The organism is Bacillota bacterium (assembly GCA_013314855.1).
Lineage (GTDB): Bacteria > Bacillota > Clostridia > Acetivibrionales > DUMC01 > Ch48.
The window spans coordinates 1-15,300 of the sequence record JABUEW010000031.1; the positions used below are offsets into that span (position 1 = coordinate 1).

Annotated in this window: 10 protein-coding genes; all 10 read left to right on the forward strand. The window is 30.2% G+C overall.

What is annotated here, in order from left to right; all coding sequences use genetic code 11:
* Positions 1–134 precede the first annotated feature (134 nt).
* The 10 genes from HPY74_07295 (at position 135) to HPY74_07340 (ending at position 15,109) form a co-directional block, all read left to right on the forward strand.
* On the forward strand, positions 135–1,970 hold the full coding sequence (locus HPY74_07295) for an alkaline phosphatase family protein (GenBank protein NSW90468.1): 1,836 nt from the start codon (positions 135–137) through the stop codon (positions 1,968–1,970).
* 15 nt (positions 1,971–1,985) lie between these two features.
* Complete coding sequence (locus HPY74_07300; protein ID NSW90469.1) at positions 1,986–6,410, forward strand: DEAD/DEAH box helicase; 4,425 nt, start codon at positions 1,986–1,988, stop codon at positions 6,408–6,410.
* Between the two features lie 13 nt (positions 6,411–6,423).
* Positions 6,424–9,573 (forward strand): hypothetical protein, encoded by a 3,150-nt coding sequence (locus tag HPY74_07305; protein NSW90470.1) that lies wholly within the window; start codon positions 6,424–6,426, stop codon positions 9,571–9,573.
* A 4-nt stretch (positions 9,574–9,577) separates the two neighbouring features.
* Positions 9,578–10,777: a hypothetical protein gene (locus HPY74_07310; GenBank protein NSW90471.1), complete on the forward strand. Its 1,200-nt coding sequence runs from the start codon at positions 9,578–9,580 to the stop codon at positions 10,775–10,777.
* Between the two features lie 155 nt (positions 10,778–10,932).
* Positions 10,933–12,351: a cobalamin-binding domain-containing protein gene (locus tag HPY74_07315; GenBank protein NSW90472.1), complete on the forward strand. Its 1,419-nt coding sequence runs from the start codon at positions 10,933–10,935 to the stop codon at positions 12,349–12,351.
* Between the two features lie 186 nt (positions 12,352–12,537).
* Entirely contained in the window at positions 12,538–12,750 is a 213-nt protein-coding gene (locus tag HPY74_07320) for an Rpn family recombination-promoting nuclease/putative transposase (protein ID NSW90473.1), read from the forward strand.
* A 295-nt stretch (positions 12,751–13,045) separates the two neighbouring features.
* Complete coding sequence (locus HPY74_07325) at positions 13,046–13,375, forward strand: transposase (protein NSW90474.1); 330 nt, start codon at positions 13,046–13,048, stop codon at positions 13,373–13,375.
* 102 nt (positions 13,376–13,477) lie between these two features.
* Positions 13,478–13,789 (forward strand): hypothetical protein, encoded by a 312-nt coding sequence (locus HPY74_07330; protein ID NSW90475.1) that lies wholly within the window; start codon positions 13,478–13,480, stop codon positions 13,787–13,789.
* Between the two features lie 181 nt (positions 13,790–13,970).
* Positions 13,971–14,942 carry an Rpn family recombination-promoting nuclease/putative transposase gene (locus tag HPY74_07335; GenBank protein ID NSW90476.1) on the forward strand — a complete coding sequence of 324 codons (972 nt, stop codon included), beginning with the start codon at positions 13,971–13,973 and terminating at the stop codon, positions 14,940–14,942.
* Entirely contained in the window at positions 14,936–15,109 is a 174-nt protein-coding gene (locus HPY74_07340; GenBank protein NSW90477.1) for a DUF4065 domain-containing protein, read from the forward strand. The genes HPY74_07335 and HPY74_07340 overlap by 7 nt, the downstream gene beginning before the upstream one ends.
* Positions 15,110–15,300 lie beyond the last annotated feature (191 nt).

Consider the following 15,300-nt stretch of genomic DNA (forward strand, 5'->3'; position numbering starts at 1 on the left):
TTCTGACATTTCCACTGATAAAGTTTGCACTGTTAAAGTTTGCACTGTTAAATTCCACCCTTAAATTTGTAAGAGTAATTTCCACTGTCGGATATCGTAGGGGTGGAATTTACTTTTGCAATTGAGTAGATTTATTGGTGAATACCTTAAAAAGATTAAGAAGAATGCTATTAGAATCTGATAATATCAAGTTATATGAAGAATTCAATTATTTCCTATCTAATCCGTATGAAATATTAGAGCCAATAAACGATAAATTACAATTAACAGATGTTAAAACGGACAAACAATATATCAATTTTATAAAGGATTATATTTACAAATTATATCTAAACCAAAGTGAAGATTATTATAATTTCATTATTAATGGACAATGTGATATTTGGGACCAAGTAGGTAAAACTTATGTGAAATTAAAGGAGATTGAGAAGGAACTTATACAGCTTCAGGTTGATTATATTGAGAATAATTATGTATATGCATGTAAGGAAGTACAAAGGGTTATAGATTTGTTTAGTAATAGCCTAAGTGAAGTAACTAAATTTGAAAGAGCTATGGGATTGGACCGGTATTTAAGCTATATAAACATAAATGACCTGGATATGCTAAATATGCAGGTTCAGGAAATTAAGTATATTGCAAATAAAAAGTTGGATAAATATAAAGACCTATTTCAGTTAAAATGGAATTTAACTTCAATTTCTGAAGTTATTATTCATATGATGCTTAAGGAAAATACTAATAATCCTGTTACCAGGAATGTATGGAAAAACCAAAACAAAGTTATTTTGGTTTTAATTGATGGCTTTGGCTACAGTCAATATCTATGGAACAAACGTTACCTGAGTTTAAATAAAAGTTATACTTTTAATGAAAATATATTAGGCTGGCTTGATGGAGATAAAAATTTTAAAAATCATCTAATGCTTGGTTCATCTTTAGTATCTGATACAGGAGCAGGTTTATCTCAAATTTTTGCCGGCAAATTGCCGAGAGAAACAGGAGTTATGTCATCGAAAATTTATAGGGATGATTATGATCAATTTTACTATTATAACTCGAGGCATAAATCTCCTATTATCGATATTAAAAATACACATTTTAATTTTACTGAAATGATTAATTTATCTGGTACGGAAAGTTTTTTACAAACATTAAATAATTATGGCGTTTGTACTAATGTATTTTTCTGCGCAAAATATAGAGGAAATAAATATTCTAAATACTGCTTTGGTGATTCCCAAGTTTATGAAATTATTCCGCCTGAAAGGGTATTTTCAATTCTATTAGAAAAGCTGGATTCTTTTAGAAACAATTCAGATAATAAAGAATGTTATATAATATATTATACAGCAATCGATAGTACAGGGCATCCAATAGGAGCATTTACTTCATTCGAATTATATGAGCACCAGAAAATTAATATGCTCCTGACAAATTTTTTAATTCATCTTGTAATATATAATCCTGAAATCTTTGACGGGAGAACTACTATTGTTATTACAGCTGACCATGGAATGGCTGAAACCTCTAAAAAGGTTATTTCTCAGGAAGCGTTTAGCAGCTTATACCCAGAATTAATTTTAAAGCAAGATAGCATAGTAGAGAATAATCGAAGTATGCTTTTTTATAACATTGTACAAGATAAGCTTCTATACGCGGCAGATAAAATTAAAGATATTTTTGCCCAAAATGGAATCAGCGTCCAAGTATTTACAAAAGATGATGAGATTGTAAAGCAGTTATTACACGATTCAAATAATAAATTTAGTAGCAAAAACTGTCCAGATATTCTAGCTTTAATAGATGGTGATGGAATTGTTTTTAGTAAGAATATCGATAGGAATTTGTACCACTTTGGCGGACATGGGGGAAGAAGTTTGGAAGAAGTTTTTGTTCCTCTACTATTAATCAATCTGTCAAAAGATTTGAAAGAAAAGATAGAAAAACGCTTTTTAAAACTTATGTAAGATGGAGGGTCAAGAATGGTTAAAGTGTATTTTTCTCATTCGGGAAATCCGTTATTAAAAAATGTTAGTTGTATTGAATGCAATGATGGAACTATTATTGACATAATTAATGAATTAAACTCAAAAACAAATCTTGTAGGTATCAAAAGCCACATATTATCTGATGATAATAAAATACTTTCTCATGCAAGGTTGTTTAAAAATATTTGTGCTTACAAACAATTTGAAGAATTTAATTACTACGAATCACCTAATACTATCGAAATTAGGCAAATAACGGATGAAGTTACATTTAAAGATGAGGAGAACTTGTTAATATCACTATTTCAACCAGAATACCTTAAAGATTTACTCAATGAAGGGTTGACGCGAAGTAAAGAATCTTTTAATTATAAAGATATTAACGGTTTTAATGAAAGTAAGGATTTTAGGCCGATTATTGAAAATATTGATTGTGAGATTTATAGAGAGCAAATAAAAGAATTCAAAAATGGAGAAACAACATTGGAGGATTTAAAAATCGAGAAAAATGGTATGCCTGTATTAGTGATAAATAAAAATGGATTTGACAAAAAAAGGTCGAAGTTATTACCCGAAGAGCTAGTTGATGCAATTAGAGAAATTTGGGATTTACCTGAAAAAGAAGGAAGTTTAAGATTATTCCAGGAAGATGCATTATTCTTTATTATAGCTAAACTAATGGGATTACCATTTCCATATGAGAAACAATTATTACTGTCAATGCCCACAGGTGGAGGTAAAACAGAAGCTTTTATGATACCGATAGTATCATACATATTTAAACAAAAACAGTTTAAACCAAATGATATTGGCATTAGAGCAGTTATTATATATCCAACAAATGCATTAGCAAATGACCAGGCCATGAGATTTGTGGAACTTATATATAGGATTAACCGGGAGATAAAAAAGAAACTGCTTCCGGATGCCAGACAGATTACTATAGGGATTCTTTCTGGGGATACTCCTAGAGATGGTAGTAATTTAGCCGATGATAGTTTAATTCAACTATGTCCTAAGTGCGGAAACTCTAGATTTCAGAAAGAAAATGACATGTTAAAATGTAAGGCTATTGTTGATGGTAGTATTTGCAACACAACTTTAGATTTTTGCAGATTAACTAAAAATGATATTGTTAATAACCCACCCGATATACTCATAACAAACCCGGATGAAATTAATTTTGCGTTACACAGCCCTAGGTATGCACGGATTTTCTACCAAAAAATTGATACTATAGTTTTTGATGAAGTGCACATGTATCAGGGTATTTTTGGATGTCATATTTCTCATTTATTACGAAGACTTGAAGAAATCAGTAATCATAAGCCACTTTATATTGGATTAAGTGCGACTATTGGGAATGCAAAACAATTGGCAGCATTACTTTTTAATGAAAGCATTCAGAATATTAAATATGTACATAATAAGGATGAATATTATACTACCGAAAAAACGACCAGATATAGGTACCATCTTTTAGTTAAACCTGCAGTTATGTATAAAGATTCAGATGATGAGAAATATGTCAGGACAATGTCTGTTGCGGCTGCCATAGGAATGTTTGTTGGACATCTTTTAATAGACTCACACTTTCGAAAAACTATTATTTTTACAAACTATAGAAATGACGCCGATGATTTAGCTAAATATTTGAAAGAAAGAGAAGGATTAGATATTAGGAATTATTTTCAAAGAATTATCAATAAAATAAAGAGGAATGAAAGTCTTGATGATGAAGAGGTGGAAATCTGCCAATTCATTCATAAGTGGATTGCCGTAATTATGCAAAGTTCAGTTATCAATAAAGATATTCTTGAAATCGGTTGGAACAGAGGAGGATTAGAAAAAGAAGCACGAATTAGATCAATACATTCTTTTACAAGGAATCAAATCATTGAAGAAAATGTCAGTGCTGAAAATTCTAAAACTATATATGAAAAACCTATTGATTTAATGGTAGCTACAAAAACTTTGGAAGTAGGAATTGACATTGGAGATGTTACTACAGTTATTAACAGTTCAGCGCCTTTTACAACTAATGAATATGTACAGAGAGTAGGTAGAGCAGGTAGGAAAAAAGATTCATTAGCAATTACTGTTGTTAATCCGGAAAATGCAATCGATTCATATTTTATTAAGTATTTTAATAGATATGTAAGTGGTTCCGATTTTGAAGATGCACCAATCATTATTTCTAATGAAGTTATTGCAACTAGACATATTTTAGCTCGTATAATGGATTACTTTACCAAAATTCTTTGTGAAGATGAAAACTGTAAAAATATGGTCTCAATAAATGTACTAAGATTTAAGGAAGCTTTGAAAATAAAACATAATGGTGAAGTATTAACAATTGAAGATGGTATTACTGTTACTGAAGCGAAAAGATTCGGTGAAAAGCTTTATGAAGAAATATTTTTAAAACAGAGTGTTGACGGTGAACGAATACTGGACAGGTACTTGAAATTTCTTGCAAATGAGGCTTCAATATTGAAAATTTCCTTATCTAATATTGATAAAGATTATATAAAAAATATTATCATTGATAAAATAGTTGAGATAAATAATAATTTACAGACTAAGAATGAAAGAGGCTGGGAAAATTCAGAGTTTGTAACAGGTTTTAATGCAAAAGATAGAACTCTATGTCCTACTTTAAGAGGGTCGGGAGCTACTGTTGATATATGTCTGGAAGGTCCAGAAGGGAACATCCTAAAAGATATTGTTACGAGGCAGGCTGCTTTTAACAGTATGCCTCCTTCAAATACATCAAAAGCAACTGCTTCTTCGGGTATTAGCACTTTTGAAGTTTACGATGCGGGAATAGAGACTGACAAAATAACTGAAAATAAAGTTAAAAGAAGAATTGCATATGATCCAAATTGTATAGAATACTTTAGTAAAAAGTTTGAAAACTTTTCAAGTTCAACAGACCCGGTTGAATTTCTTTGTGATTTTAATGTTGTCATTCCTCAAAAGCTAAAGGTAAGATACTTTCCAAGTAGGTTTTATTGTTATAAATGTGAAAAAGGTCTTAAACCTCCTAATGATATTATAGAGAATGCAAAAGGGATACTTTGCAGAACATGTACGTCTAAAGTCCAGCAATTGCCTTTAGTTTACTTGTGTGCTCATGATGATGGGTGTGGTCAGGTTATTGATCCTCCAATTCCAAAAGCTTGCATAAATCCTGAATGCCCGGATTTCAAATTTTTTTATGAGCAGTATGAAAAGAATAATTATAGGTTCAATTATGATATGGTTAAACACTTCAAGTTTAGAATGACCAGGGATTTAGAATGGGTCTGTAAAAGATGTGGGGCAAAAATGAACTTTACTACTAGTAGTAGCATGAGAAGTAATAACAAAAATAAAATTGAGCTGCTTAAAGTAATTAATGATTGGGACTATGACAAAAAAAGTCCTAAGGGTGTTGCTGTATTTATTAAGAGGAATCCTGAATGGTATTATGGAGGAGATAATAATTCAAGTAGTTATTATTGTTCTAAATGTGGAAATAGTCTGATTAAAACAGTAGGAGTTCCAAGGGTTAGGACTGTATCCTTTAGTTATTTTGGGAAAGGCAGTAAAATACTTAAACATCAAAAGGTATTTTTGGCAAAAAACTCTAACAAACCAGTAGGGAGCATAGATTTTACAGATGGTTATACTATCCAGTTAGCTAGAGATTTTTTAAGAAGGTATACATCAGGTCTTAGAGAAACTAAGACAATGATTAAATATTTTCGTATTTTTGAACAAAATATATTTTTAGGCAATTATTTTGATACCCATTTTGCTTGGATAAGGTTTAATACTATTATTGATGAATTTATAAATAATAAACAATATAAATGCAGTGGAAAATGCAGTGAATGTACTTTATTTGAAGATATTGATTTGGGCGAAATTATGAAACCTAAGTTACAAATTGAATCATATAATATGGATACCAGAACCGGTAGACCAAGAAAACCGGATCCCAGAGAAAAATACTGCAGTAAAGCACTCTCAAATGAATGTATTAATCTTGAATGTACAGGTTGTAATAATTTTAAGACAAATGAATTTCTTAGGTATATAATTATACATACAATAAAACATGGTTTACTATGGGCACTTCCCAAGTACGCTGGAGTAAATATTGCAGAAGTACGGGGGGAAGTATATCCAAATGATAGGGAAGATAATATAGATTTAATACTTGTGGATAACAATGAAGGTGGTTCTGGAGCAATCCTTTTAATTGAAAAACATTGGGATAAAATATGGAATTTTGCTGTTGAAGTTATTAGTAGAACTTGTAGCAATCAAGCTAATATTATTTTACCACATTCATGTAAAAGATTTAATAGTGATTTATGCCCATTTATAACCAGGGATTTTTTTAATTATATTGGTTATATAGAATTATAAGGGTGAGGTTTATATGACCACAAAAAAAAGAAATTGGAAGGAAGTTATCCAAGAAATAGAAGAACTATATGAGATAATTAAAAAACAAGAAGAAAAAGTCAGACGTATCCTATATATTAAAAATATAATCAGAAAACCGGAAGAGAGGATTTCATTTGAGTATGTAGATTTATCAGCGATTTACAAAAGGTTAATAGAGATAATTCGGGATATTGAGTATTATTATAACTTAATTTATAGATTATCATCTTCATATAAGAGCAAACCGTCACTTAATGAAAAAATGTATAAAGTTTACCTGGCTGGAATATGTGAAATAATTAAACAGGATTATAGTAATGGAACTGTTAAAACATATACAAGAGTAACAGGAATAACAACTACAACTAAATATTATGAAATTCTGAAGAATTCATTTATATCTGAAAGGATATTACCTAAAGATTGGGAGGAAAGAAAATATACAAATAGGTATCAGGATGTAGTAATTCAAGAATCAGGAATTCCAACAAATTTAGTAAATAATATTGTTAAATTCTTCAAAATCTACTGGAAATACTACAAAAATAAAGCCAGAGAAGAAAAAGAGGAATTCTTTTTCTTATTAAATTGTAAAGACAGCGTTTTTTCTAATTATATTTATCAGGCTAAAGAGTTGGAGTTGATGAAAAACTTATATAATGAAATCAAAGATTACCCTACAAAAGTAAAAAGAGTTTTAAGACAACTTGAAGAAATATATTTTCTAATTGAGGATTCCATGCCTGATGGAGAAATTAATGATATTGAACATTTTTGTGATAAAGCAAGTAAAACACTAGGTTATGATATTTTGTCTGTTGTTCCAAGAAAACAAGCGTTATTAGATTTATACAGTACTATGATTAACAAGGTAAGCATTAATAAGTTTAGAAATATATTGAAAAACAAGCCGGAGAATATAGATGTAATACTTCCTAATGGAGTAAGGAGAAATGTAAGGGAATATTCAAAAATAATAATTGGAAAGCACAAATTACTAGGAATAGACTATAGTGTTGTACCTGATACATCACTTGAACTTGATGATATTATTGAATTACCGATAAAAAAAGTTACTTTAATAGGTGATGATAGAGTTATTTATTTAAGTAGGCAATATTTTAAAGTAAAAATTGGACAACAGACTATTGAGCCGCATAAAATTATGCATAAGGAATTTATAGGGTATGTTTGGTATGGAAGTATACCCAAAGGAATAAAGATTGAAGTTGATGGCATTCAAATAACGCCAAAACAAGAAACTTACTGGAATCTCACTATTAATTATTCTTGGAATTTTGAGAAGAAATGCTATATATTAAACGCGTATATTCCGGTTCTCAGAATATTTAATGAAAAATATAAAAATAAAAAGATAAGAATAAAGTGCGAACAAAGTGAAGGAGAAGACCTTATAAGATATATTGACAGAAATGGTTACATCGGAGTAGAATCAATGACCTTCCCAATATCTAATGTAAGCAATAATACCATTGCTGTAAAGATTTTATTAGATGAAAATATTTTATTGGATGAAAAAACAATACAATTACAGGAAGCATACTTATTTGATAGGTACACAAAAGATTGTTTTATACCAGGAAGAAATATCAGAACATCAGGCAATTTATTACTCTTTGTTCGGGAGGATAATATAGAAATTCCAAATAAAGATTCTTTTCCTCAATATGAGGAATATAAATATTTGAATTATAATGTATATAAATTTAAAATTGTAAACAACACATTAGATTTTATAATTGTAGCGGGTGAATATCAATGGTACTTTAATGAATCAATTGAATTATATTTAAAACGTTTTTTTAACAATAAAAGTGATATTACTGAAATTGAAAACTACCAAGATAATATTATTTATTCAATATCTGATATAAACCTAGAAGTTTCAACAAATATTACGGACAAGAAAGAATTATTAAATATTACTGTTGTTATTGAAAAAGAGAATCGTATAAAGGAATATGCCCTTGATAAAATTACTTATGTTTCTCATGGATGTTATATTATTAATCCTGAAATTATAATGAATAACTTCAAATCTATTATTACTAGTTATGTAGGAGAGTGGATAATATCTGTTTATTTTAAAGGATGCAAATACCATTCAGTCAGGTATAATTTAATACCTTTTATTTCTATAAAACCACTAAAATCTTCTTATAGAGAAAATGAGTTTGTGGATGTGATTGCATTTTCAGATATACCTTGTTTTTATTCTGATGATGGACAAGATGTACAATATCAAAAACGGATAACATTTGGTAAAGCTAAGCTTAATTTTATTGAAGGTAAGCCAAAAAGTGAAACTTTGGTAACATATGTAAGCCTTGCGGGACTAAATGTAGAAAAAAGACTGGAATTTACACCCAAATTATGGGCTGCTAAAATCTTTAATGTGCAAGACAGAAGTATTTTGAATTCAAATAGAGTTGATATAAAGAGAGCTGCAGATTTAGACATCTTAAAAATTCTTGTTGTTGATGATATGTTTTATGATATAACAATTAATGTTAATGGTTATTCGGAAAAACTTAATTTCTATAATGGCTATATTATGGTAAGTTTGATAAAATATATAAATATATTTCATCAGAAAAATAAAATTGAACTTGTAAGAGATAAAGAGGTTATAAGATTTGATGTAATCTGGTCACCAGTAATTAAGTTTGAGAAATTAGACTGCTTTCAGAGTAATATTAGAGTCAAGTATTTGTATGAAGGCCCAAAAAGCTTTAATTTTAATATAATTGTATCAAATGAATTTGGAGAAATAGTACATAGTAGCATATTTACTACGGTTTCAACCCGGCAAGAAGTGTTTGTGGATATTGATACTACACAGTTTTTTGAAACATCATCCTTATATATAAAAATTGTTGATGATAATTATGAGATGTATGTCGGAGAGGTTAAGGTGGATATACCACAAATTCAACATATTAATATATCCAAGCATAGAAATTTTACTATAAAAGAAATTATATCGAATAAAGAAAACATACTGAAAGAATTTGAAAGAAAGAGGGAATTTGAATATAATGCTAACAATTTAAAACAAGATGTTTATAAAGTATTTTGTGCAGCATTGAGTTTTGCAAAAAGGAAATGTTATTGGAGGTAGAGTGATGGAAGGGTATATTATAGATATTCTTAACCAAGAAGAATTTGAAAAAATATTATTTCTTGTTCCTAGAAAAATATTAATAGAACCATTTGTAAAAAGTCCTAAGAAATTCAAAAAATATACGCGAGGCTTTAGAACTGAGAAACTTCCTGAAGGGATAATTAAAAATGCATATGTTGAAAATTTGTATCAAAAGCAAGATATGAGATTAGTGGAGTTTATAAATGGTGCAATACAAAAAATAATTATAGAAAGTATTGATAATACTATTGGAAAGGATTTATTAGAAAAACTAAAATCAGAAGAAAATTCAAAAGAACAACTTGAAAACCTTGTTAGTTTGTTTATTGAAAATAATATAAAGCTAGATATTGATATTTACCTTAAAATTCATTCAATTAATCTATCAGATACATTAAAGTATTATTTGAGTACATTAATAGATAAGTATGAGCAGAAACGAATATTAAAAAATCAAATTTACGCAGAAGTTAATAAAAGTTTTGAAGAAAAACTTAGAGAAATTAATGATGAAGTAAAAGAAAAGATAAGGCAAAATGAGCAGATTATTAGTAAAAAACTTGAGGAAAAATATACTAAACTACTTCGGGAAAAAGACAAATTGTTAAAAGAGAGAGATGCCAAATACGAACAGGAGATGAAAAATTTAAAGCAGCAGCTTATTGCATATATAGAAAAACAGGATTCAGAGTTTAAAAGACTGAATAATGATTTAAAAAGGAAAGAAGAAGAAATACGTAATTTAAAGTCTATAAACAAAAGTTTGCAAGATCGGATTACAGATTATCTATACGAAAAACAAGTTATAGAACAGCAGTTGAATACATATAAGCATGCTACCATACAAGATGAATTTACTGATAATAATATAAGGGAAATTATTGAACAGATTAAGGAAAATCAAATAGATATAAAATTCAAAGAATATTTAAATAATTATGTAGTTAATTCTAATGATGAATTAGATATACTAGATTTATGGACTGAATGGGTAAACAAGGAGAAGTTTAATATCGAGAAGTTTTTAAATATAGTTTTATGTGAGCAGGAAATAGACCCTACAATTATAGAAAAATTAGATGATACTTATTTTTCATTAGATTTAAGACGGATGTTGGTTAAATTATTTCAATCAATTGCATATGAACACTTAAGTATAAAAAAGTTTGATGAAATCTAATAATAATACTAGATTAAGTGTATGATTCCCCTGTATCTTTTAATAATTATTTTATAGATTATTTTAAGATGTTGATCCGATTATTCCTTAATGTTATAATTAGCGTAAAGTAAATAAATAACTATAAGCGAATTAGTAATGCGAGGTACTAGTAAATGGCGAATATACTGCTAGTCGAACCAGATTATAAAAATAAATATCCTCCGCTGGGTTTAATGAAAATTTGCACATATCATAAAATGAAAGGTGATAATGTATATTTTTGCAAAGGAATGTTAAGAGAATTAAGGGATAGAAAGTGGGATAGAATATATATATCTACATTGTTTACTTTTTATTGGGAAAAAACTATAAAAACTATAAAATATTATTATAATAGTGTTTATAATCCAAAAGACATTTTTATTGGTGGAGTAATGGCTACTATTTTAAAAGATGATATATCTAAAAACCCTGAAATTAGTGGTATTACTATTATTTCAGGGTTAATTGATAAACCAGGTGTTTTAGGAGATGATGATGTTATAGTTGATAATTTACCCCCAGATTATGGTATTATAAATCCGGAAAAAAACAAATACCTAAATTATAATTATCCTGTTTTTAATGCATATATTGTTTATGCAACCAGGGGTTGCATTAGAAGCTGCTCATTTTGTGCAGTTCATAAAATTGAACCGAATTATGTTGATTACATTCCCATAAAAGAACAAGTTGAATATGTAATCTCAAAATTTGGTCCAAAGAAAGATTTAATGTTGCTTGATAATAATATTCTGGCTTCAAAAGAACTTGAGAGAATAATAAATGATATAGTAGAACTTGGATTTGGTGTAGGGAATAATAAGTTTACTTATACCAAAAACGGAAGAAGAATCACTGTCAAAAGATATGTTGATTTTAATCAAGGTGTTGATGCTAGATTATTGACAGAAGAGAATATGAAATTACTTAGCAAAATAGCAATAAAACCATTAAGAATAGCATTTGATTATGCAAATCCTGAATATATCGAATTATATATGAGTAAAGTAAGATTAGCTGCTGAATACGGAATAAAACACCTTTCAAATTACATACTTTTTAATTATAAAGATAAACCTGAGGATTTTTATAATAGGCTTAGAATTAATGTTGAGTTAAATGAAGAATTTGAGAGAAAGGGGTATGAAACAAGGATTTTTTCATTTCCAATGAAATATACACCTACAATAGGGGAAAATTGCAAAAACAGATATTATGTCGGTGTGTATTGGAACAAAAAACTTTTACGTGGGATACAGTGTGTTCTGAATGCAACTCATGGAGTTGTAGGACCGAAGAAGGCATTTTTTGAGAAGGCGTTTGGTGCTAATGTTGATGAGTTTATTAAAATTCTTCTAATGCCGGAAGACTACATTATTAATAGAGAAACAAATAAGAAAAAAAGCATTATATGGAAAAAAGAATTTGACAATTTGAGAGAAAAGAAGAGTAAATTTATACAGATAATAGGAGATAATAAATTTAGGGATATAGGCTATAACTTCGATGATGAAGATATTAATAGGATTCTTAAACATTATTTGAAATAATAAAATATAACTGATTTTCTATAGGTTATAATATAAAAAGGCAATAAATTTTAATTGTTGTAAAAATGGCAAATGGTAGACAAGGAAATAAATAAACAAGTTTCCAGTAGAAAAAGGTTGGACTCATAAAAACTATTTTTAAATTAAAAAATGTATGTACTTGCGAGACTATTTTAACTGTAGAGTATGTACGAAAGAATCAATAGAAAGTCAACATTAGTCTACCATGGAGAGGATAGGTGGAAAATAGATACAAAATTTATAGGAATGATAGAGGGAGTAAGGGAGTTGCTTGAAAGCATAAAAAAATACATTCCCAACTATGAATATATCCTGTGTGATTTGTCACCCTATGGAGATGAAGAAATAAAAGGGAACGTAAAACTTAAGATTTTTTAAAGATACTAAAGGCAATATTCAATAAAAACTTTGATGAATTTATTGAAACTTTGTGTAGATTTTCATATTAACCTCCACGCCGGGCATTATCCGGCACAAAAATTGATGAAACATAACTTAAAATGTTGTACCATATACTTAAGTATATGGTATAGACCACGGTTTTAAGAAATGGTACCGGCCAATATTACAGCTTGGTCCGGAAATTAACATGTTTGCAGCAGCCTTTAAGCACAAAAAACTATTGCCACGAGCATGCATATTAATCTTTGCAGTTTTCGGGCTGCCATACCAAATGCTGAGTATAACCTACAAGGAGGCGTGTATACCCAAAATACTTAATGTACTTCACAAGTCTTGTTGTGGAATCGACGTCCACAAAAAGACTGTAGTTATCTGCATTTTAAAAGCAGATGAGTTCGGTGAATATACCGATGAAATCAAAACGTTTTCAACAATGACCTGGGACCTTGAAAATTTAAGGGATTGGCTCAAAGAACGAAACTGCGAGAAGATAGCCATGGAAAGCACCGGTATTTACTGGATACCTGTCTTTAACGTGCTTGAGGGACATTTCGACATTGTCCTTTCAAACGCTAGACAGATCAAGAATGTTGCCTGGTAAGAAAACAGATCCCAATGATTCCAGGTGGATTGCCAAGCTCCTCGCTCTTGGTCTTGTAAACGGCAGCTTTATTCCCCCCAGAGACATTCGTGAATTGAGGGAATGACAAGGTATAGGGCTAAGCTTATATCTATACGTACTTCGGAAAAGGACAGAGCACACAATATTCTCGAGGCTTGCAACATTAAGCTTTCTTGTGTTTCAACCGATATTTTCGGTGCATCCGGTATGGCAATGATGAAGGCCTTAATAGATAAAGCTGAAGATGCTGATCTGGAAGAACTAGCTCAGTTAGCCAAGGGTGCACTCCGCAAAAAAATCCCTGACTTAGTAAAGGCTTTGGACGGGAAGATGGGCAAACATCATTCCATGATGCTGCAGATGGTTTTAGTGACCATGGTTATTACCTTGTGAGGAACATGTGCTGCAGTATCGGATTCGAATAAGGACATCCTCTTAGAATTTTTACGCATCCGGAAGTGAAAAGCGGATGTAAGAAAACAAAATCAAAAACAACATTGAAAAATTTTAACTTTTGTATATGGTTTTATGTTATAATATAACTGGGTAAAAAAACTGTACAGGAGAAAAATGTATGGAATTCTCACATGACAAAGGATATAAATATTTTTTAAGCAATCCGGAGGTTTTTGCTGATTTTATAAGGGACTTTGTAAAAGAAAGCTGGGCTTTGCAAATTGACATAGACAGCCTTGAAAGGGTAGACAAAAGCTATATAGGGCCTGATTTCAGTGAAAAAGAGGCAGATATAGTATACAGGGCAAAGATAAAAGGTAAAGAAATAATATTCTATATACTGGTTGAATTACAATCGACGGTAGACTATACAATGCCGTTCAGACTGCTGGTATATATGACGTATATATGGATGGACATAATAAAAAGCAGTCCTGATGCGGAGAAGAACAGGAAGGGCTTTAGTCTGCCTGCTATAGTGCCGCTGGTGATATACAACGGAGAAAACAGATGGGCGGCTGCAAAGAGTTACAGGGAGATAATAGAAGGGGAAGAATACTTTGGATGGTACATACCTGATTTCAGGTATATGCTGTTTGAGGTAAACAGCTACAGCGAGGAAGAGCTTATAGAGATAAAGAACATAATGTCGGCAGTATTTTTGCTTGATCAGAAGATAAGCTGGGTAGAACTTCTGAGCAGGTTAAAAAGGCTTAAGAGTATACTAAAAGACAGAAATAAAGAAGAATTCAAGCTATTCAAGTCATGGTTAAAGTACATAATAAAAGAAAGGCTTCCTGTAGAGGGGGCTGAAGAATTGGAAAGGATAATTGAGGAAAGTAAGGAGGCGGAGGATATGGAGTTAAATATAACGAAGACATTAGATGAGATGATAAGGGAAATAAAGATGCAAGGTAAGAAAGAAGGCAAGATAGAAGGCAAGATAGAGGGAAAGATAGAGGGAAAGCAGGAAGTTGCAGAAAATATGCTTAAGTTAGGAATAGGTATTGATATTATAGTCAAAGCTACTGGGTTAGGAGAGGAAGAGATTGAGAATATAAGGAAAAGGACGCTAAAGATTTTATGGTAAGAGAATTAAACTCTGAAGAAATTAAGATAATTGATGAAATAATTGATAAATTTGGCAAACTAACGACAGATGAGATTATTAACGTAATACATGAGGAAGATGCCTATAAATGTACGAAGAGCAATTGTATTATAAAGTATTCCTTTGCAAATCAATTATCTATCTAACAGGCATGGAATTAGACATACATTTCTTTTTATAATCTTTGTAGAGATTTTCAATTGACCTATCATATGTCTTTTCACCGACTTTGGAAAAGAAGCACCCGGGTACTTCTCCATTCCTGCGGTGATAAGCTACACATTCACAGCATTTGCCATGGCGAGAGCAAGAAAAATAAGTGCAAGTGCAATTGATA